The organism is Microbacterium karelineae (genome assembly GCF_009745985.1).
GTDB classification, from domain to species: Bacteria; Actinomycetota; Actinomycetes; order Actinomycetales; family Microbacteriaceae; genus Microbacterium; species Microbacterium karelineae.
In genome coordinates, this window is sequence record NZ_WFIX01000032.1 from 37,688 (window position 1) to 55,909 (window position 18,222).

At 71.8% G+C, this 18,222-nt stretch carries 18 protein-coding genes; 10 read left to right on the forward strand and 8 right to left on the reverse strand.

The features are described 5' to 3' along the window. Nucleotides 1-46: 46 nt before the first annotated feature. The 7 genes from GB932_RS00325 to GB932_RS00355 are packed head-to-tail and all read left to right on the forward strand — an operon-like array spanning nt 47 to nt 6,831. Entirely contained in the window at nt 47-1,270 is a 1,224-nt protein-coding gene (locus GB932_RS00325; RefSeq protein ID WP_156758811.1) for an amidohydrolase family protein, read from the forward strand. Next, nucleotides 1,267-2,037: an ABC transporter ATP-binding protein gene (locus GB932_RS00330; protein WP_156758812.1), complete on the forward strand. Its 771-nt coding sequence runs from the start codon at nt 1,267-1,269 to the stop codon at nt 2,035-2,037. Before GB932_RS00325 ends, GB932_RS00330 begins: the two co-directional genes overlap by 4 nt. Further along, entirely contained in the window at nt 2,034-2,876 is an 843-nt protein-coding gene (locus GB932_RS00335; RefSeq protein ID WP_156758813.1) for an ABC transporter permease, read from the forward strand. The genes GB932_RS00330 and GB932_RS00335 overlap by 4 nt, the downstream gene beginning before the upstream one ends. A gap of 25 nt (nt 2,877-2,901) precedes the next feature. After that, nucleotides 2,902-4,086, forward strand: coding sequence for a substrate-binding domain-containing protein (locus GB932_RS00340; RefSeq protein WP_156758814.1), 1,185 nt, complete (start codon nt 2,902-2,904; stop codon nt 4,084-4,086). Beyond that, nucleotides 4,083-5,417: an FAD-binding oxidoreductase gene (locus tag GB932_RS00345; protein ID WP_156758815.1), complete on the forward strand. Its 1,335-nt coding sequence runs from the start codon at nt 4,083-4,085 to the stop codon at nt 5,415-5,417. Before GB932_RS00340 ends, GB932_RS00345 begins: the two co-directional genes overlap by 4 nt. Continuing rightward, nucleotides 5,414-6,193, forward strand: a complete 780-nt coding sequence (locus GB932_RS00350) for a creatininase family protein (RefSeq protein WP_156758816.1) — start codon at nt 5,414-5,416, stop codon at nt 6,191-6,193. Before GB932_RS00345 ends, GB932_RS00350 begins: the two co-directional genes overlap by 4 nt. Further along, nucleotides 6,190-6,831, forward strand: a complete 642-nt coding sequence (locus GB932_RS00355; RefSeq protein WP_156758817.1) for a pyridoxine/pyridoxamine 5'-phosphate oxidase — start codon at nt 6,190-6,192, stop codon at nt 6,829-6,831. The genes GB932_RS00350 and GB932_RS00355 overlap by 4 nt, the downstream gene beginning before the upstream one ends. A gap of 3 nt (nt 6,832-6,834) precedes the next feature. Here GB932_RS00355 and GB932_RS00360 read toward each other — a convergent pair whose 3' ends face one another. The 8 genes from GB932_RS00360 to GB932_RS00395 all read right to left on the reverse strand — a co-directional run bounded on the left by GB932_RS00360 (nt 6,835) and on the right by GB932_RS00395 (nt 14,600). Further along, on the reverse strand, nt 6,835-7,404 hold the full coding sequence (locus GB932_RS00360) for a nucleotidyltransferase family protein (protein WP_156758818.1): 570 nt from the start codon (nt 7,402-7,404) through the stop codon (nt 6,835-6,837). Further along, on the reverse strand, nt 7,401-8,498 hold the full coding sequence (locus GB932_RS00365; RefSeq protein WP_156758819.1) for an XdhC family protein: 1,098 nt from the start codon (nt 8,496-8,498) through the stop codon (nt 7,401-7,403). The genes GB932_RS00360 and GB932_RS00365 overlap by 4 nt, the downstream gene beginning before the upstream one ends. After that, nucleotides 8,495-11,242 carry a molybdopterin-dependent oxidoreductase gene (locus tag GB932_RS00370; protein WP_156758820.1) on the reverse strand — a complete coding sequence of 916 codons (2,748 nt, stop codon included), beginning with the start codon at nt 11,240-11,242 and terminating at the stop codon, nt 8,495-8,497. The genes GB932_RS00365 and GB932_RS00370 overlap by 4 nt, the downstream gene beginning before the upstream one ends. Continuing rightward, a complete protein-coding gene (locus GB932_RS00375) occupies nt 11,239-12,042 on the reverse strand; it encodes an FAD binding domain-containing protein (protein WP_156758821.1) in 804 nt (267 codons plus the stop codon). Before GB932_RS00375 ends, GB932_RS00370 begins: the two co-directional genes overlap by 4 nt. Nucleotides 12,043-12,067: 25 nt before the next feature. Then, nucleotides 12,068-12,982 (reverse strand): factor-independent urate hydroxylase, encoded by a 915-nt coding sequence (gene pucL / locus GB932_RS00380; RefSeq protein ID WP_156758822.1) that lies wholly within the window; start codon nt 12,980-12,982, stop codon nt 12,068-12,070. Nucleotide 12,983: 1 nt separating this feature from the next. Next, nucleotides 12,984-13,304, reverse strand: a complete 321-nt coding sequence (gene uraH, locus GB932_RS00385) for a hydroxyisourate hydrolase (RefSeq protein WP_156758823.1) — start codon at nt 13,302-13,304, stop codon at nt 12,984-12,986. After that, nucleotides 13,304-13,831, reverse strand: a complete 528-nt coding sequence (gene uraD / locus GB932_RS00390) for a 2-oxo-4-hydroxy-4-carboxy-5-ureidoimidazoline decarboxylase (RefSeq protein ID WP_156758824.1) — start codon at nt 13,829-13,831, stop codon at nt 13,304-13,306. Before uraD ends, uraH begins: the two co-directional genes overlap by 1 nt. A gap of 73 nt (nt 13,832-13,904) precedes the next feature. Continuing rightward, nucleotides 13,905-14,600: a GntR family transcriptional regulator gene (locus tag GB932_RS00395; protein ID WP_156758825.1), complete on the reverse strand. Its 696-nt coding sequence runs from the start codon at nt 14,598-14,600 to the stop codon at nt 13,905-13,907. Nucleotides 14,601-14,782: 182 nt separating this feature from the next. Between GB932_RS00395 and GB932_RS00400 the strand changes: the two genes are divergently transcribed. Genes GB932_RS00400 through GB932_RS00410 form a run of 3 tightly spaced genes read left to right on the forward strand, consistent with a single transcriptional unit; the run spans nt 14,783 to nt 18,161 of the window. After that, nucleotides 14,783-15,700 carry an ABC transporter permease gene (locus GB932_RS00400; RefSeq protein ID WP_197517178.1) on the forward strand — a complete coding sequence of 306 codons (918 nt, stop codon included), beginning with the start codon at nt 14,783-14,785 and terminating at the stop codon, nt 15,698-15,700. After that, nucleotides 15,697-16,578, forward strand: coding sequence for an ABC transporter permease (locus tag GB932_RS00405; protein WP_156758827.1), 882 nt, complete (start codon nt 15,697-15,699; stop codon nt 16,576-16,578). Before GB932_RS00400 ends, GB932_RS00405 begins: the two co-directional genes overlap by 4 nt. Next, nucleotides 16,575-18,161 carry a dipeptide ABC transporter ATP-binding protein gene (locus tag GB932_RS00410; RefSeq protein ID WP_156758828.1) on the forward strand — a complete coding sequence of 529 codons (1,587 nt, stop codon included), beginning with the start codon at nt 16,575-16,577 and terminating at the stop codon, nt 18,159-18,161. The genes GB932_RS00405 and GB932_RS00410 overlap by 4 nt, the downstream gene beginning before the upstream one ends. Nucleotides 18,162-18,222 lie beyond the last annotated feature (61 nt).

Sequence of the window (18,222 nt, forward strand, 5' to 3'; positions counted from 1 at the left end):
GACGATGTTGATCACATCAACATTCTCTCGACCTCAGGTGTATCACATGGACAGCTACCGCCCCCGCCGCCTCCGCCGCGCCGCACTCGCCGACGGCCGCGTCGTCGACGTCGTGCTCGACGCCGACACGGTCGGCGCGGTCCGCCCTGCGTCGGACGCGCCGATGGCGCCCGACGACCTGGACCTCGACGGCTGGCTCCTGCTGACGGCGCCGGCCGACCCGCATGCGCACCTTGACAAGGCGCTCTCGTGGGACGCGATCCAGCCCCCATCGGGTGACCTCGATCGCGCCATCGCGTCGTGGTTGGCGTACTTCGGCCAGGCGGACGAGGACGAGATCCACTCCCGCGCGATGCGGACCGTCGAGCGCTACCTGCAGAACGGGACGACCGCGATCCGGACCCACGTCGACGTCCCGGCCGAGGGCGATCCGACCCGCGCCGTGCGCGCGGTGGTGCGGGTGCGCGAGGCGTTCGCCGGTCTGGTCGACATCGAGATCGTCGCCCTCGCGGGTCGTGACATCGACCCGCTCCGCGTGGAGGAGGCGCTCGCGGCGGGCGCCGACCTGGTCGGCGGCGCGCCGCATCTCGCGGTCGACGAGGAGGCGGACCTGGAGCGGCTGCTGCAGATCGCCGAGCGACGCGGTGTGGGGGTCGACTTCCACGCCGACGAGGCGCTTCGGCGCGGCTCGACCCTGGCACATCTCGCGCGGCGCACGAGCGACTGGTCCGTCACGCGCACCGCCAGCCACTGCGTGCGGCTGTCGATGCTCGACGACGCCGAGCTCGAGCCGCTTCTCGCGGACGCGGCGAGAGCCGGTGTGGGCGTGATCGCGAATCCCATGACGAACCTCTACCTGCAGGGGTGGGACGACCCCGTCGCGACACCGCGCGGCATCGCCCCGATCCGGAAGCTCCGCGCGGCGGGCGTGGTCACGGCGGCGGGCGGCGACAACGTGCGCGATCCGTTCAACCCCCTCGGCCGCGCCGACGCCTTCGAGACGGCGATGCTGCTCGTCACGGCGGCGCACGTGTCGATCGCGGAGGCATGGGACGCCGTGACCGCGTCAGCGCGCGCCGTCATGGGGCTCCCGCCCGCCGGCCCCGAGACGGGGCGGCGCGCGGACCTGCTGGCGGTGCGTGGCGGATCGCTCGCAGACGCCATCGCCTCGGCGCCCGCCGACCGCATCGTCATCTCGCGCGGGCGCGTCGTCGCCCGCGCCGACACCACGCGCTGGATCCATCCGCGCTCACAGAAGGAGGACGCATGAGCACTGCGACGATCCCACGGGCGACGACTGTGGATGATGCCCTCGTCGACTTCCGCGACGTCGGCATGACCTATGACGACGGCACGGTCGCACTCGAACACGTCGACATCACCGTGCGGCGGGGCGAGTTCGTCACCGTCGTCGGCCCGTCCGGGTGCGGGAAGTCGACGCTCCTGCGGATCGCCGCCGGGCTCGAATCGCACACGGCGGGGGAATGCGAGACGCAGACCGATCGCGTCGGGTTCGTGTTCCAGGACGCGACGCTGCTGCCGTGGCGCAGCGTCGAGAAGAACGTCGAGCTGCTCGCGGAGCTCGGCGGGCTGCCCGCGGCGGACCGGGCGCTCGCCGCGAGGGAGGCCATCGAGCTCGTCGGGCTGGCGGGCTTCGAAGGATCCATGCCCCGCCAGCTCTCAGGAGGCATGCGGATGCGCGCATCCCTCGCGCGCTCTCTCACCCTCGACCCCGACCTGTTCCTGTTCGACGAACCGTTCGGCGCCCTCGACGAGATCACGCGGCAGCGGCTGAACGACGAGCTCCTCCGCCTCTTCGATCAGCGCGGGTTCGCCGGACTGTTCATCACCCACTCCGTCGCCGAGGCCGTCTATCTCTCGACGCGCGTCGTCGTGATGTCCGGCCGCCCTGGGCGCATCGTCGACGTCGTCGACGTGCCCTTCGACATGCCGCGGGACCCCGACATCCGGTACTCGTCCGCATTCGGCGAGCTCGTCGGACGCGTCTCCCATTCCCTGAAGGAGGCCCACGCATGACCCAGATCGCCGAGGCCACCGCACAGGCGGACACCGCATCCCCTGCCCGACGGCGCACGCCGCCGGCGTGGCTGGCGACCGCATGGCCGCCGCTGATCGTCTTCGCCGCCATCCTGGTCGCCTGGACGCTCGCGAGCGCCGTCCTCGGCGATCGCAGCTTCCTGCTCCCCGCCCCGTATCGGATCTTCACCGACGGCCTCTTCGATCCGATCGTGGGGCCCGAGATCCTGGAGGCGCTCGGCCAGACGACCCTGGTCGCCTTCATCGGGCTCGCGATCGCCGTCGTCGTGGGGGTGGGATGGGCCGTCGTGATGCTGCAGGCGAAATGGGCGGAGCGCTCGCTCTATCCCTATGCCGTGATCCTGCAGTGCATCCCGATCCTCGCTCTCGTGCCGCTCATCGGGTTCTGGTTCGGATACGGTCTGCCCGGGCGCATCATCGTCTGCGTCCTGATCGCCCTGTTCCCGCTCGTGTCGAATACGCTGTTCGGCCTCCAGTCCGTCGACAGATCGCAGCGGGAGCTGTTCCAGCTCCAGCGGGCCGGCCGCCTGACGACGCTGTGGAAGCTCCAGCTCCCCGCCGCGCTGCCGTCCATGTTCGTCGGCCTGCGCACCTCGGCGGGGCTGTCGATCGTCGGTGCGATCGTCGGAGACTACTTCTTCCGCCGAGGAACGCCGGGCCTCGGATCCCTCATGAGCGCCTACACCTCGCGCCTGCTCGCCGCCGAGCTGTATGCGTCCGTCGTCGTCGCCGCGCTTCTCGGCGTCGCCATCTTCGTGGGCTTCGGCCTGCTCTCCCGGATCGTCGTCGGCCGCTGGTACGACGCCGATCGAGCCTGACCCACCACACCCGGAGGAGAACCCCATGCTGCACCCCACCGGCCGGCGCGCGCTCGCGTCCGCCTCACTGATCGGAACCGCCGCGCTCGCGCTCGCCGCCTGCGCTCCCGGAACGACCGCGTCCGCGCCAGCGGGCGACCTCGAGGTCGGATCCCTCGACCTGTCCGCCGTATGCCCCTCGACCATCGTCGTGCAGACCGACTGGAACCCGGAGGCCGAGCACGGCCACCTCTACCAGCTGATCGGCGACGGCTACTCGATCGACGCCGACGCGAAGTCCGTCTCTTCGCCCCTCGTCGTCGACGGCGAGTACACGGGCGTCGCCTTCGAGGTGCGCTCCGGCGGGCCGGCCATCGGGTACTCGACCGTGAACTCGGTCATGTACCAGGATGACGCCATCACGCTCGGCTATGTGCACTCGGATGCGGCGATCTCGTCGTCGGCCATCACTCCCGTCGTGGGCGTGATGGCCCAGATGGACGTGAACCCGCAGATGGTGATGTGGGATCCCGAGACCTATCCCGAGGTCGAGACGATCGAGGACCTCGCCGCGGCGCTCGAGGAATCCGGCGGAGCATGGCGCTACTTCGGAGGCGCCGCCTACATGGAATACCTCCTGGCGGCGGGGATCGTCCCCGAGTCGGTCGTCGACGGCGGATACGACGGGACGCCCGCGGCGTTCGTCTCCGACGACGGCCTGTCGGCGCAGCAGGGCTTCGCCTCCGCCGAACCGTACATCTACGCCAACGAGATCGACGCCTGGGGTCGCCCCGTCGAATACGCCCTGATCGCGGAGGCCGGCTGGGACATCTACGGATCCGCGCTCTCGGTGCGGGCCGACCGCATGGACGACCTGGCGCCGTGCCTCGAGGAGCTCGTGCCGATCCTGCAGCAGGCAGAGGTCGACTTCTACGCGGACCCGTCCGACGCGATCGACGTCGTCCTCGAGGCCGTGACGGAGTTCAACAACGGCTGGACCTACTCGGAGGGCGTCGCCGCGTATGCGGTCCAGGCGATGATCGACGACGGGATCGTCTCGAACGGCGACAACGGATACATCGGCGACTTCGACCCCGAGCGCGTGCAGGGATTCTTCGACACCGGCATGGAGCTGTTCCAGCAGATCGCGGCCGACGTCGACCCGGATCTCGAGGCGGAGGACATCTACACGAACGAGTTCCTCGACACGTCGATCGGTCTGCCGGAATGAGCGCCGTCACCACGGAGCGGGCCGCCGTCGCCGAGCTGCACGATGCGCTCATCGACCTCCTCGGGCCACGAGGCGTATCGACCGACCGCCGGATGCTCGAACGCGCGTCCGTCGACGGCGCGCGCATGTCGCCGGTCATCAGCGAGATGCTGCCGCTGGGCGTCGCGGAGATCGTAGCGTTCCCCACCACCGCGTCCGAGATCGCGCGGGTCGTCCAGGAGGCGGTCGCCCGCGGGATCCCCGTGACACCGCGCGGGAAGGGGACCGGGAACTACGGCCAGGCGATCCCCTCGGCCGGCGGGCTCGTCCTCGACACGTCCCGCGCACGGAACATCGTCGAGGTCTCGGACGGCTCGATCACGGCGGACGCGGGCGCCCCCCTGGCGCAGCTCGAGCAGGCGGCGCGCGCGTCGGGCCAGCAGCTGTGGATGTATCCGTCGACGCTGAACTCGTCGATCGGCGGATTCCTGGCGGGCGGCTCCGGCGGAACCGGCACGATCGCGCACGGTGCGAACCACATGGGCTTCGTCGCCGCGCTCGACGTCGTCCACGCAGACGGCTCGGGCCTGACGCACGTCGAAGGTGAGGAGGCGCAGCTGTACGTGCACAACTACGGCACGGCCGGCATCATCGCCCGCGCGACCGTGCGGCTCGAGCCCGCCGTCGCGTGGCGCGCGCTCTACGCGTCGTTCCCGTCCTTCTCCGGGGCGCTGTCCGTGATCCGCGAGCTCGGGCGCCTCGATCCGCTGCCGCGGCTCGTCTCCGCGGACACGATCGAGGTGTCGGCGGCTCTGCCCGAGGATCCCGCGATCCCGCCCGGACGATCGAGCCTGCGCACGATCGCGCATCCCGAGGCGGTCGAGGAGGCGACGCGCATCATCGAAGCGGCGGGTGGCCGCATCGAAGCCGTGCGGGAGGGCGCGACCGAGGGCGCGAAGCTCTCATCGCTCAGCTACAACCACCCGATCGAGTGGCTGCAGCGGTCTCGTCCGGGCCACTACTACCACCTCGAGGTCGCGGGCGACGTGCTCGCCGACGACATCGATCTCGTGCACGCGACGATCGGCGACGGCCTGCTCCACATCGAGGCGGGACACACGGTGCCGATCGGCATGCTCGCATCGGAGTACACGGGGCCCGAGGACGTCGAGGCCGCCATCGAGCGCCTCACGGCCATCGGGGTCGGCGTCCACAACTGCCATCAGTGGAACGTCGACTTCGAGATGGGCCGCACGATCGAGCGGGCGCGCACGACGGACCCGTTCGGCCTCCTCAACCCCGGCAAGCTCAATCCCGACTACACGGGGCCTCAGAAGGGATCCATCCGATGAGCAGGCTCCTCACCGATCTGCCCCAGCCCGCGGCGCTCGACGCGCTCACCGCTGACTCGATCATCGTGCAGCCCATCGGCGCGCTCGAACAGCACGGCCCGCACCTGCCCCTCAGCACCGATCTCGTGATCCCGGAGGAGATCGGCGCGCGCGCCGTCGATCGTGCTCGAGCAGAGGGCGTCGACGCGTGGCTCCTGCCGCCGATCACCGCGAGCAAGAGCGACGAGCACCACTGGGCGCCGGGGACGATCTGGATGGAGGCGTCGACGATCTGGAACACGCTCGTCGATGTCGGTCGTTCCGTCGCCGCGACACCCGCGCGCACGCTCGTCTTCCTGAACGGGCACGGCGGCAACTCGGCCCTCCTGCAGGTCGTGAACCGCGAGATCCGACGCCGCTTCGGGCTGCGGACCTTCGCGATGGGAACGGGCACGCAGCGGGCGGGCGACGGCGGGACCCAGGGCCCGGACGAGTTCGGGATGGGCATCCACGCGGGGCATTCCGAGACGAGCGTGATGCTGGCGCTGCGCCCCGAGCTCGTCGACATGAGCCGCGCGGTGCGGAACGTGCCCGAGCACCTCGCCGAGTTCTCGTCGATCGGGTTCAACGGGTTCCCCGTGAGCTTCGGCTGGACCTCGGACGACTTCGGCGCGAGCGGCGTGATCGGCGACCCGACCGGCGCGACGGCGGAGTACGGCCGGATCCTCGTGGACGAGGGCGTGGCGTTCGTCGCGTCCGCGCTCGCGGAGACCGCACGATTCCGGCACGCGGCGTGACCGCGCAGGTGACGTCGGTCGAGGCCGGCAACGTCCCGCCCGCCGAGCTGGACCGCCCGGTGCAGGATGGGCGCGCGCCCGCGGAACCTGCCGCGCTGCTCCGAGCATGGATGCCCGCCGATGACGACCCCGATCGCCCTCTTGCGACGCTCGCCACAGTCGACGACGACGGCGTGCCCGACGCCCGCACGGTGCTCGTCTCGGCGATCGACGACACATCCGTCGCGATCCACACCGACGCCGACAGCAGGAAAGCGAGGCAGATGCGCGCGCGCCCGGTCGCGGCGCTGGTGGTGAGATGGCCGGACACGGCGCGGCAGATCGTGCTGCGCGGCCCGGTGCGCCGCGACACGGCGGACGGCGAGCGGGCCGCCTTCGCGCGCCGGAGCCGCTACCTGCAGCTGCTCGCGTCGATCAACTCCGACGACATGGCCGTCCGGGCGCGCGCCGAGCGCGAGGCCGCGCTCGCGCGATTCGACGCCGCGCACGCCGATCCGCCGATGCCACCGACCTGGGCGGGATTCCGGCTCCTGCCGGACGAGATCGCATTCTGGGAGGGCGCCGAGCGCGGCCCGAGCCGCCGCGTGCGCTACACGCGCGATGGCGCGGGCTGGAGCCGCGAGTACGTCGCCGGCTGACCCTCAGGTCACCTCGTCGATGTCCGTCCCGTCCCAGAGGTCGGAGCACTCGATCCGGGCGGAGCCGTGCGAGCGGAGATAACCGCCGGCTCCGCGGTCACCCGACGCCTCGCGGCTGATCGGATCCCAGTGGTCGCGCCCCAGGAGCACGGGGTGGCCGGGTTCTCCCGCGTAGACGGCGCGCGCGAGGGAGCGGGGCTCGGGTGGGACGATGTCGAGGACGCGGCGGCAGACCGTCACCGGCATCGCCGGGGTGTCGACGGGGATCACGAGGGCTGCGCGCGCCGCCGTATGCGCGGCGGCGTCGAGCGCGTCGCGCAGGCTCGCCGCGAGCCCGGTCCGCCACTCTCGCACCCACACGGCGCTCGCGCGCGGCGGGACGAGCTGCTCGGCCGCGTCGGCGGCGGCGCCGACGGCGACGAGGACCTGGCCGCATCCGGCGCGCTCCAGCGTCGTGACCGCCAGCCGGAGCCACGGCCTCCCGTCGGCCGTGCGGGCGAGCGCCTTCGGCCCGCCGTACCGCGTGCCGGCGCCGGCCGCCAGCACGATCCCGCAGAGCCCGGCGGAGATCATGGCGACGGGGCGATCAGATGCACGGGCCCGGCCCGTTCGGACAACGGGAGGCCGGTCGCGCCGTTCCGGTGCGCGACGATCTCGGCGAGGATCGACAATGCAGTCTCCTCGGCGGAGCGCCCGCCGAGGTCCAGCCCGATGGGGGAGCGGAGGCGGGTGATCTGCGCGGTCGGGACGCCCGACTCGGCGAGCCGCCGCAGGCGATCATCGTGTGTCACGCGGCTTCCCATCGCGCCGACGTATCCGGCGGGGCCGCCGAGGGCGACGCGCAGCGCGGGCACGTCGAAGCGGTCGTCGTGGGTGAGGACGCAGATGGCCGTACGGGCGTCGACATCGGTCGCGCCGAGGTATCGGTCCGGCCACGACACCACGACCTCCGCATCCGGGAAGCGCTCGGGGGACGAGAACGCGGGGCGGGCATCGACGATCGTGCCGCGGAAGCCGAGCGCCGCGGCGAGGCGGGTGAGGGGGACGGCGAACTCGACGGCCCCGACGACGATCAGCCGCGGCGCGGATCCGAAGGGCACGACGAGCACGGACCGGTCCTCGCCGTCCGCCCGGCAGCCATCGGCGTCGTAGGACAGCAGCCGGGCGCGGTCACCGCCGACGAGCGCACCCGCATCGGCCAGCATGCGCGCCGTGGCGCGATCCGCGCCGTCCGATGCGACGCCGTCGCCGACGATCCAGGCGCGTCCCATCTCGTCGCCGGTGATCTCGAGCGCGCAGCCGATCGCCCCATCGGCGGCCGCGAGGGCGCACAGCTGCCGCGCGGCGTCGTCGTCGGGGGCGACCGGACGCACGAGCACGTCGATCTCGCCTCCGCACGTGAGGGCGATCCCGTGCAGGGGGTCGTCGTCCACGCCGTAACGGCCCAGGCGCGCCAGCCCGTCGCCGATCGCCTCCGCGCCCTCCGCGGCCACGGCCGAGTCGACGCATCCGCCCGACACATTGCCGAAGACGGTGCCGTCGCCGCCGATGAGCATGCTCGCACCGAGCTCGCGCGGCGCGCTGCCGCGGATCCCGACGACCGTCGCGATCGCGAACTCGCGCCCCTCGCGCACCCACTGCGCGGCGACCGGAAGCACGTCCCTCATGACGACTCCTCTCGTGACAGCATCCGCCAGATCCGGTCCCGCGACATGGGCGTCTCCCGCGGGCGCACGCCGATCGCGCGGCGGATCGCGTTCGCGAGGGCCGGTGCCACGGGGTTGTACGGCGACTCGCTCATCGACTTGGCCCCGAACGGCCCCACATCGTCGCTCGTCTCGGCGAACAGCACCTCGGTGTCGGGGATGTCGGCCATCTGCGGAACGCGGTACATGCGGAACACGGGCGTCGTGACGGATCCGTCGTCGCCCGTCATGACCTCCTCGTAGAGCGCGCCCCCGATTCCCTGGGCGACGCCGCCCTCGATCTGCCCGCGGCACTGCGCCGGATTCATGACCGTGCCGGCGTCGGCGGCGTGCACCGAGCGGAGGATGCGCACCGCGCCGGTCTCGGTGTCGACCGCGACGCGGAACGCCTGCACGTCGAACGCGAGGCTGCGCTGCTCGCCGAGCTCGCTCCCGTCGGCGCGCAGCCCGTCCTCGAAACGGTACGCGGCGGGCGCCGCCGCGATGAGCTCGGCGAACGGCACGAGCGCCGCGCCTGCGCGGACGCCGTCGCGCTCGAGCACGCAGTCGGCGACAGCCGCGCCCGTGAGCTGCGATGCCGCCTCGCGCAGCACCTCGCGCAGGGCGAGGGAGGCGGCGTGCAGGGCCTTGCCCGCGACGGTCGTCCCCGCCGAGGCGAACGCGCCCGTGTCGTATGGGGCGGCGTCGGTGTCGGAATGGTGCAGGCGGATCCGATCGGCCGTCGTCGCCAGATCCGTCGCGACGATCTGCGTGTGGACCGTCGTCGTGCCGTTGCCGAACTCGCTCGTCCCGACGCCGACGTCGACGGATCCGTCCGGTCGCAGCGTCACGGTGACGCGCGCGACGTGCCCGAACGGCGCCATCGTGGCGATCATCGATGCGGCCATCCCCTCGCCGATGCGCCAGCCGTCGCCCTCGGGGGCGGGATCCGCGCCCTCGCCGAGCGCCCGCTGCGCGAGGTCGAGGCACTGGTCGAGACCGTAGCTGCCCCACACGATGCCCGGCTCGGGCTCCGCGCCGTGCGCAAGCAGCGGGTCCGCGGGCGTCACGGCGTTGATGCGGCGCAGCTCGAACGGGTCGATGTCCAGCTCGATCGCGAGCTCGTCCATCGCGGATTCGAGCGCGAAGATCACCTGGCCGAGACCGTAGCCGCGGAACGCGCCCGACGGCACGTTGTTCGTGTACACGGCCTCGGCATCGACGCGCTTGGCGGGGCAGCGGTACAGGCTCATCGACTCGGCGCAGGCGTGGAACAGCACACCGCGGGAGTGGTTGCCGTAGGCGCCCGTGTCGGACAGCACGTCGATCCGCATCGCCGTGAGGAGGCCGCCCGAATCGGCCGCGAGGTCGACGGACACCCGCATCGGGTGCCGCACCGTCGTGCGGACGAACTCCTCGTTGCGGCTCAGCTCGTACGCGACAGGTCGCCCCGTGCGCAGGACGGCGATCGCCACGAGATCCTCGCACAGCAGCTCCTGCTTGCCGCCGAATCCGCCGCCGACGCGCGCCGTCAGCACGCGCACGCGGTCGCCGGGGAGGGACAGGATCCGCGCGAGCTCGTCGCGCACGAGGAACGGCACCTGCGAGCTGGACCGGATCGTGAGGCGACCGTCGTCGGCGATCCACCCGACGGCCCCGCGCGTCTCGAGCTGGGCGTGCGAGACGCGCGAGGTGCTCCACGTCCCCGAGACGCGCGCGTGCGCCTCCGCGAGCGCGGCGTCGACGTCGCCGACGCCGTCGTGCACGGAGAGGATGACGTTCCGCTCGGCCTCGTCCACTCGGTCCTCGGTCGTGCGATCGGCGTGCAGCAGGGGCGCGCCCGGCCGTCGTGCCTCGTCCGGATCGAAGACGGCCGGCAGCGGCTCGTATTCGACGCGGATCAGCCGACACGCCTCTTCGGCGGCCACCGCCGATTCCGCGACGACCGCCGCGACGCGCTGACCGACGAAGCGCACGCGGTCGTCGAGCACGCGCGTGTCATCGGGGTCGTCCTCCCGGTGCTCGTGCCGCCCCGTCGAGAACCGGGGCAGGTCGGCGACGTCGCGGTGTGTCAGCACGAGCGTCACCCCGGGCACCCGCTCGGCCTCGGCCGTGTCGATCGAGACGACTCGGGCGTGTGCGTGCGGAGACCCGAGCACCCGCAGCACCTGCGTGCCCGGCGCGGGGAGGTCGAATGTGTACGGCTCGGTTCCCGAGACGACCCGCTCCGCCGCGGGAGGGCGGGTCGAGCACCCGATGCGCGCCTCGGCGCCCGTACTGCCGAGGTTCGCCGCGCCGCGCCGCTGGCCGTCGCGGATCGACTCGCGGATCGCGCGGTAGCCCGTGCAGCGGCACAGGTTCCCCTTCATGAGGCGCGCGAGATCGTCGGGATCGTCCTCGAGTGCCGACGCCGTGACGACCATCCCCGGGGTGCAGTAGCCGCACTGGAACCCGAAGCCGTCGACGAACGCCGCCTGCATCGACGAGAGATCGCCGGGGGTGCCGAGGCCCGCGGCCGTCGTCACCTCCCGCCCCGCGATCCGCTGCGCGGGGAAGATGCACGAGTGCACGGGCTCGCCGTCGACGAGCACGCCGCACGCCCCGCAGTCTCCGGCGTCGCACCCCCTCTTGACCTCGGTGCGGCCGTGATCGCGCAGGTGCGTGCGCAGGCACTGGCCGGGGGCGGGCTCGCCGTCCACCTCGGCGCCGTTGATGCGGAACCTCATCGGGCGAGCTCCTCTCGGACCTGCGCGGCGAGCACGCCGCTCACGTGACGGCGCCAGTCGGCCGCGCCGAACGGATCCGAGTACCAGCCCTCGAGTGCGCGGATGTCTGCGGCGAGGGCGCCCGCCTCGGGGAGCGTCTCGTAGCGGAGGACGGCCGGGCGCTCGACCGCCGCGGTGACGCTGAACACGGCCCGCCCATCCGCGTCGACGCGACCGATCACGACGGCCCCGGAGCGCCCGAGCTCGGCGAGCGCGATCTTCCGGAAGGCCGTGCGCGCACGCAGCGCGTGCGCGGGGATCTCGAGGGCGCGCAGCACCTCGCCGTCGCGGAGCGAGGTCGTGCCGTTTCCCGTCACGAGCTCCTCGACGGCGCGGCGGCGCTCGCGCCCGTCGGGCGTCCAGACGACCGCTTCGGCATCGAGTGCCGTGCACAGCGACACCATCGCGCCGGCGGCGAATGCACGGCACACGTTCCCGCCCACCGTCGCGACGTTCCACACCTTGAATGAGGCGAGCAGCGCGTTCGCGCACTGCAGGAACAGCGCGTGCGCGCCCCAGCCCGGCTCCGGCGGGATCCGCGCGAGCTCGGCGATCGTGCAGGTCGCCGCGATCCGCAGGCCGTCTCCGACGCGTTCGAGTGCCGGCCAGCCCATCGTCGTCAGGTCGACGAGCCCCGTCGTGTCGACCTGCGGCTCGGAGTAGAGCCACGTGCCGCCGCCCAGCAGGCGTTCGCCCGGGGCGAGTGCGAGGTCAGCCCGCGTGCGTGCGGCCCGGTACGCGGCGACCGTGTTCAGGTCCATGCGCGCCTCCGCGGCGCCGGAGCGGTCATACGAAGCTCGGCAGCTCGAGCCAGGCGCCCGGTGCGTCGGCGACGCCGTCGCGGATGACGCTGCCCTCGATGAGGCCGTAGGGGCGATCGTCGGCGATGAACACCTCGCCGTCGTTCTCGAGGCCGAAGCGCGCGAGGTCGTAGATGAAGTGGTGCTTGTTCGGCATCGCGAAGCGCACCTCGGCGAGCTCGGGGCGGGCGGCGATCGCCGCCTTGCCCATCTCGTAGAGCGTCTGCTGAAGGGCGAGCGAGTGCACATCGGCGAAGCGGTCGAGCAGGACCCGGCACACCTCGTCGTAGACGCCGTTGTAGTCGATGCCGGCCTCGACGGCCTCCGGCAGGTACCGCCAGCGACCGGTCACGCTCGTCGCCATGATGCGGTCGGTCGTCTCGGGCAGCGTCGTGAACTCGGTCTTCGGGTAACCCCAGAACTCGGATCCCGTCGACTTCAGCACCGTGAGATCCTTCACCCCGCCCGTCACGTGCGTCTCGCCGCCTGAGACCTGCACGGCCGCGAGACGGGTCGCCCGCCCGCTGCGGACGAACGAGTGGTCCTCACCCGGCCCGCCGGAGGCGATGCGATCCCACGCGTACTGCTCCGCCTGCCAGAGGCCGCCGTCTATCCAGTCGAATTCCGTCGTGAAGTGCCCCGCGAGGGCCTGCAGGAACTGCTCGGGCGAGCGGACGCCGTGCGTCTTGGCGAAGGCGAAGACCGTGTTCTTCTGCGTATCGGTCGCGACGATCCGCGAGTTGTCGCCCGTCAGGAACGAGCCGTCGACGTCGCCGCGCAGCTGCGACGTGACGCACAGGTCCTCGATCTCGTGGCGCGGGCTGTCGCGCGTGATCCGCACGAGGCGCACCTCGGCCTTGCCGTACTTGTTCGGGCCCAGGCGAACGGATACGTCGCTCATGTCAGCTCCCTCGGTAGGTGGAATAGGCGAACGGACTGAGGAGGATCGGCACGTGATAGTGCCGGTCGTCCGTCACCGTGAAGGTGACCGTCACGAACGGATAGAAGGCGTCGACGCCGCGCGCGGCGAAATGCGCGCGCGTCTCGAAGCGCAGCGTGTAGTCGCCCGGCGCCAGCAGATCGGGGCCGAGCGCCGCGCGGCCGTCGCCGTCGGTCACGGCGGTCGCGACGGGGGATCCCGCAGCGTCGGCGAGGGCGATCTCGATGCCGGTGGCGGGCGTACCGCTTGCGGCGTCGAGGACGTGGGTGGTGAGGTGCGGCATCAGGACTCCTTCGTCTCGTTCGCGCTCGTCTCGTTCTCGAACGCCGACCGGATCCGCAGGATCGCGATCTCGGCGAGCTGAGAGCACGCCTCGCGGACCTCGGTCTCGTCGTCGTTGCGCAGTCGGCGCTCGAGCTCACCGAGGATCTCCTTGGGCGAGCGTCCGGCCGCGCGGATGAGGAATACGCGCCCGAAGCGCGCCTCATAGCGGGCGTTCGCGTCGGCCAGGCGGGCCGCGACGCCGGATCCGGCCCGCGTCACCGCGCTCTGCTCGCGGCGTGACGCCGCCGCTTCCGCGGAGTCTCCGCGCGGCGCCTCGCCGATGCGTGCGTGCCGCCCGAGCGCGGCGTCGAGCTCGGCGGCGCCCCATCGAGCGGACGCGCGGCGCGCGCGGTCGACGAGAGCATCCACGGATCCGTACGGCCGCTCGTCGACGACGACGCCGACCCATTGGGGGACGTCCGCCCAGAGCCGGGCCGTCGTCTCCGCGTCGGAGTCGGGGGCTCGATCGAAGTCCGCGATGCGCATGTCGCCACGTTAGGCCCGCACCGTTTCACGATGGTTACGACGGGCCCGTGAGGTCGGGATGCGTCGGTCGGCGTCAGTGGGTCGGCGTGCGGGGGCCGCGGCGGCGCGGCGACGGCTCGACCTCAGGCAGCCGCCCCACGAGCAGCGGGAGCGACTCGATCGCGGCCCGCTCCACGTGCGCCGCCATGAGCATGGTCGCGAGATCCCGCTCCCCGGCGACGATCGCGTCGACGATGTCGCTGTGCTCCTGCCACATCGACGGCGTGTCGCGCTCGGGGGTCAGGCGGAACAGCCATCGCACGCGGCCGCTCATGAGGCCGCTCATCCGCTGCAGCAGGGCGTGTCCGGACAGCGACATGATCTCGTCGTGCAGATCGGAGTTGCGCGTCGACGGCGGCAGATCGCTCGCGTCGACCTGGGCGCTCTGCAGGGCATCGCGGATCGCGGAGGTGTCGGCACCGTCGCGAGACCGCGCCGCGGCGAACCCGGCCGCGAGCGGTTCGAGCTGGCGGCGCAGATCGAACACCTCCCGCGCGTCGGAGAGCGTGAAGGTGTGCACGATCGAGCCTCGTCGCGGGCGCGAGACCGCGAACCCCTCGGCCTCGAGGAGGGGCAGGGCCTCGCGCACGGGGACGCGCGAGACCTGGAGCCGCTCGGCGATCTCGCGCTCGTTGAGCTTCGACCCCATGGGGATCTCGCCCGTGATGATCTGCTCTCGAAGGTGATGGGCCACGCGGGCCGGCAGCCCTGAGGCGCTCTCGGAGGTCATGTCCGCATCCTTTCAGCACCGGGTGGAATCCTCGGTATGGCATGCCAAATGGGCGTGAATGTTGCCGAAGCTGACACAAACGGCGAGGTTTGGTATTCCAAAGTGACGTGGCGGTAAGGACTCCATGACGAACGGATTACGCGCACTCGATCGGCCTTCACGGTCGCCTAGCGTCGCTTCTCGTGACCTCCTTCCTCCTCCGACGCCTGGCGCTGGCCCTCGTCACGCTCTTCCTCGTCGTGACGATCGCCTTCGTGCTCGGGCGTGCGACGGGAGAGCCCGCAGCTCTGCTCCTGCCGGACAACGCGACCGCGGACGACGTCGCCGAGTTCAATCGCGCACTCGGGTTCGACCGGCCCCTGATCGTCCAGTACCTCGCGACCGTCGGAGGCGTCTTCATCGGCGACTTCGGCGACTCCTACCGTCTGCGGGAATCGGCGCTCGGCCTCGTGCTCGAGCGGCTCCCCGCGACGTTCGAACTCGCGATCTGGTCCTTCGTCGCCGGCTTCGCCCTCGCCCTCGTCGTCGCCCTGCTCATCCAGCTCACCGGCAGCCGGCTGCTGCGATCGATCGCGAACTGGTGCGGGGCGCTCCGACAGTCGATCCCCGACTTCTTCTTCGGGCTGCTGCTCGTGCTCGTCTTCTCCGTGCTGCTCGGCGCGCTCCCCTCGCTGGGTCGAACGAGCCCCGAGAGCCTCGTGCTCCCCGTGATCACGCTCACGACGGGCCAGTTCGTGATGTACCTGCGACTTCTCGACTCCGCGCTCAGCGAGCAGGCGGGCCTCGACTACGTCCGCACCGCCTTCGCGCAGGGACATCGACGCGAGTCGATCCTGCTCACGCAGATGCTCCCCAACGCGCTCCTTCCCGTGCTGGGCATGGCCGGTCTGAACCTCGGCGGCCTGCTCGGCGGCACCGTCGTCGTCGAGGTCGTCTTCGCATGGCCGGGGCTCGGTCAGCTCCTCACCGATGCGGTGAGCCAGCGCGATTTCCCGATCGTCCAGGCCGGACTCCTCTTCGTCGCGCTCATGTTCATCGTGGTGAACACGCTCGTCGACGTCCTCGTCTTCCGCATCGACCCGAGAACGGCAGCCGCATGACCGTGCAGATTCCCACAGCGTCCGCATCCACGGGCAGGCCGGCGCGCTCGCGCCTGCGGCCGTCGGCGGCGATCGGGATCGCGATGATCGGCGCGGTCCTGCTCCTCGCCGCCGTACCGCCGTTGACGCCCGACTTCGCTCCGTTCCGGCAGGATCTCGGCTCGGCCCTCCTCGCGCCGTTCGCGGACATCCGTCACCCGGTCGGCACCGATGCGCTCGGCCGCGATCTGCTCGACAGGCTTTCGCTCGCGACATCGGTCACCCTCGGGATCACCCTCGCCATCGTGTGCCTGAACGCGATCATCGGGACGACGATCGGGATCCTCTCCGGATACGTCGGCGGGCGGTTCGAGAGCGTCGCCTCGGTCGTGGGCAACGTCACGCTCGCGATGCCCGTCGTGCTCCTGATGATCGCGATCTGCGCGGTGCTGCGCCCCAGCGCGGCGCTCACGATCATCGTGCTCGGGTGCACGTGGTGGGTCGGATACGCACGCGTCACCCGCAGCGTCTCGGGCGCGCTGCGCCAGCAGGACTTCGTCATCTCGCCCCTCACGCAGGGGGCCGACACCTCGTGGGTCCTCGTCCGGCACATCGTGCCGAACGTGTGGCCGCACACGCTCATCATCGCGGTCACAGACCTCGCGACGATCGTCCTCCTCGAATCGTCGCTCGAGTACCTGGGGCTCGGCGTCCAGCCGCCGATCCCCAGCTGGGGCGGAATGATCTTCGAAGGCCAGAAGTACCTCGGCGCCAACCCCTGGATCGCGATCCTCCCGGGCCTCGCGATGTTCCTCGCCGTCGCCGGCGCGCAGTTCCTCAGCCATCAGTTCACCGCCGACGGCCGCGGTGCCCTCCTGCGCAGGGGAGGCATGTCATGACGCACGTGCTCAGCGTCGAAGACCTCGTCATCGAGGCCGACGGGCGCGGCGCCTCGCAGGCGCTCGTACACGGGATCTCGCTCGAGGTCGCGCCGGGAGAGGCGCTCGGCGTGGTCGGCGAGTCCGGGTCAGGCAAGAGCCTCACGATGCTCGCGTCGATGGGACTGCTTCCCCTCGGCGTCCGACGAACCGGGGGGCGGATCCTGCTCGACGGGCGCGACATCACCGCCCTCGGCGCGCGCGAGATGCGCAGGATCCGCGGCCGCGCCGCGGCCATGGTGTTCCAGGACCCGATGTCGGCGCTCAACCCGCTGCGCTCGATCGGCGCGCAGGTCGCCTCCGCGGTGCGGGTGCATCGGCCGGGGCTGTCGCGCCGCGGGGCGCGGATCCGCGCGGTCGAGCTCCTGGAGTCCGTCGGCGTGCGCGACGCGGCCGAGCGCGCGGCGACGCGGCCGCATCAGTGGTCGGGCGGCATGCGGCAGAGGGCGATGATCGCGATGGCCATCGCCCACGACCCGCTTCTGCTGATCGCCGACGAGCCGACCACCGCTCTCGACGTCACCGTGCAGGCGCAGGTCATGGACCTCATCGACGAGGTCCGCGCGCGCACCGGAAGCGCTCTCGTGCTCATCACGCACGACCTCGGGCTCGTCGCCGAGCACACCGATCGGATCGCCGTGATGAACGGCGGGCGGATCGTCGAGCAGGGGGCGGCCCTGCGGGTGCTGCACGAGCCGGCCGATCCGTATACGCGTCGGCTGCTCGCGGCGCGGCCGGAGGCGATCGCGCCGTCGCGCGCCGCGATCTCGGACAGCTCCGCCGACGCCCTGCGCGCCGAGGACATCGTCGTCGAATACCCGGGGGTCGGGAGAGCCCGCATGCGCGCTGTGGACGGGGTGTCGGTGCGCGTCCGCGCCGGCGAGACCGTCGCCGTCGTGGGCGAGTCGGGGTGCGGCAAGTCATCGCTCGCCCGGGCGATCCTCGGGATCCAGCCCGCGGTGTCGGGCACGGTGCGCCTCGGGGGCGAACTCGTGGCGCCGTCGCTCCGAGGCCGCAGCGGGCGCCAGCGAGAGGGGGCCCAGCTCGTGTTCCAGGACCCGTACTCGGCGCTGGATCCCCGCCTGACCGTCGAGCAGATCGTCGCCGAGCCGCTGCGCATCCGGCGCTCGTACCGACCGGATCGCGTACGGCGCCTCCTCGCCGACGTCGGGCTCGACGAGAGCTTCGCGGCGCGCACGCCGTCGCAGCTGTCGGGCGGACAGCGCCAGCGCGTCGGAATCGCGCGGGCGCTCGCCCTGCACCCGGCCCTGCTCGTCCTCGACGAGCCGGTGTCGGCTCTCGACGTCTCGATCCAGGCGCAGGTCCTCGAGCTGCTCGACGACCTCCAGGACGAGCACGGGCTCGGCTACCTGTTCATCTCCCACGACCTCGGCGTCGTGCGCAATGCGGCCGACCGCGTCGTCGTGATGCAGAACGGGCGCGTCGTGGAGGAGGGCCCCGTGGAGCAGATCTTCGAGGCCCCGGCGCACGCGTGCACGCGCATGCTGCTCGACGCGATTCCCCGCATCCCCGAACGCACGTGATCCACCTGACCCCAGATCCATCTCACGAAAGCGAACCCATGCCCCCCCACACTCGCGGCCG

What these genes read in the sequence shown, in the direction of transcription:
- GB932_RS00365 (WP_156758819.1), bottom strand. Translation starts at nt 8,498, where the DNA reads ATGAGGGACGTGCTTCCGGTCGCCGCGCAGTGGGTGCGCGAGGGGCGC.
- GB932_RS00370 (WP_156758820.1), bottom strand. Translation starts at nt 11,242, where the DNA reads ATGAGGTTCCGCATCAACGGCGCCGAGGTGGACGGCGAGCCCGCCCCC.
- GB932_RS00330 (WP_156758812.1), top strand. Translation starts at nt 1,267, where the DNA reads ATGAGCACTGCGACGATCCCACGGGCGACGACTGTGGATGATGCCCTC.
- GB932_RS00325 (WP_156758811.1), top strand. Translation starts at nt 47, where the DNA reads ATGGACAGCTACCGCCCCCGCCGCCTCCGCCGCGCCGCACTCGCCGAC.
- uraD (WP_156758824.1), bottom strand. Translation starts at nt 13,831, where the DNA reads ATGCGCATCGCGGACTTCGATCGAGCCCCCGACTCCGACGCGGAGACG.
- uraH (WP_156758823.1), bottom strand. Translation starts at nt 13,304, where the DNA reads ATGCCGCACCTCACCACCCACGTCCTCGACGCCGCAAGCGGTACGCCC.
- GB932_RS00405 (WP_156758827.1), top strand. Translation starts at nt 15,697, where the DNA reads ATGACCGTGCAGATTCCCACAGCGTCCGCATCCACGGGCAGGCCGGCG.
- GB932_RS00395 (WP_156758825.1), bottom strand. Translation starts at nt 14,600, where the DNA reads ATGACCTCCGAGAGCGCCTCAGGGCTGCCGGCCCGCGTGGCCCATCAC.
- GB932_RS00345 (WP_156758815.1), top strand. Translation starts at nt 4,083, where the DNA reads ATGAGCGCCGTCACCACGGAGCGGGCCGCCGTCGCCGAGCTGCACGAT.
- GB932_RS00335 (WP_156758813.1), top strand. Translation starts at nt 2,034, where the DNA reads ATGACCCAGATCGCCGAGGCCACCGCACAGGCGGACACCGCATCCCCT.
- GB932_RS00350 (WP_156758816.1), top strand. Translation starts at nt 5,414, where the DNA reads ATGAGCAGGCTCCTCACCGATCTGCCCCAGCCCGCGGCGCTCGACGCG.
- GB932_RS00410 (WP_156758828.1), top strand. Translation starts at nt 16,575, where the DNA reads ATGACGCACGTGCTCAGCGTCGAAGACCTCGTCATCGAGGCCGACGGG.
- GB932_RS00340 (WP_156758814.1), top strand. Translation starts at nt 2,902, where the DNA reads ATGCTGCACCCCACCGGCCGGCGCGCGCTCGCGTCCGCCTCACTGATC.
- pucL (WP_156758822.1), bottom strand. Translation starts at nt 12,982, where the DNA reads ATGAGCGACGTATCCGTTCGCCTGGGCCCGAACAAGTACGGCAAGGCC.
- GB932_RS00360 (WP_156758818.1), bottom strand. Translation starts at nt 7,404, where the DNA reads ATGATCTCCGCCGGGCTCTGCGGGATCGTGCTGGCGGCCGGCGCCGGC.
- GB932_RS00375 (WP_156758821.1), bottom strand. Translation starts at nt 12,042, where the DNA reads ATGGACCTGAACACGGTCGCCGCGTACCGGGCCGCACGCACGCGGGCT.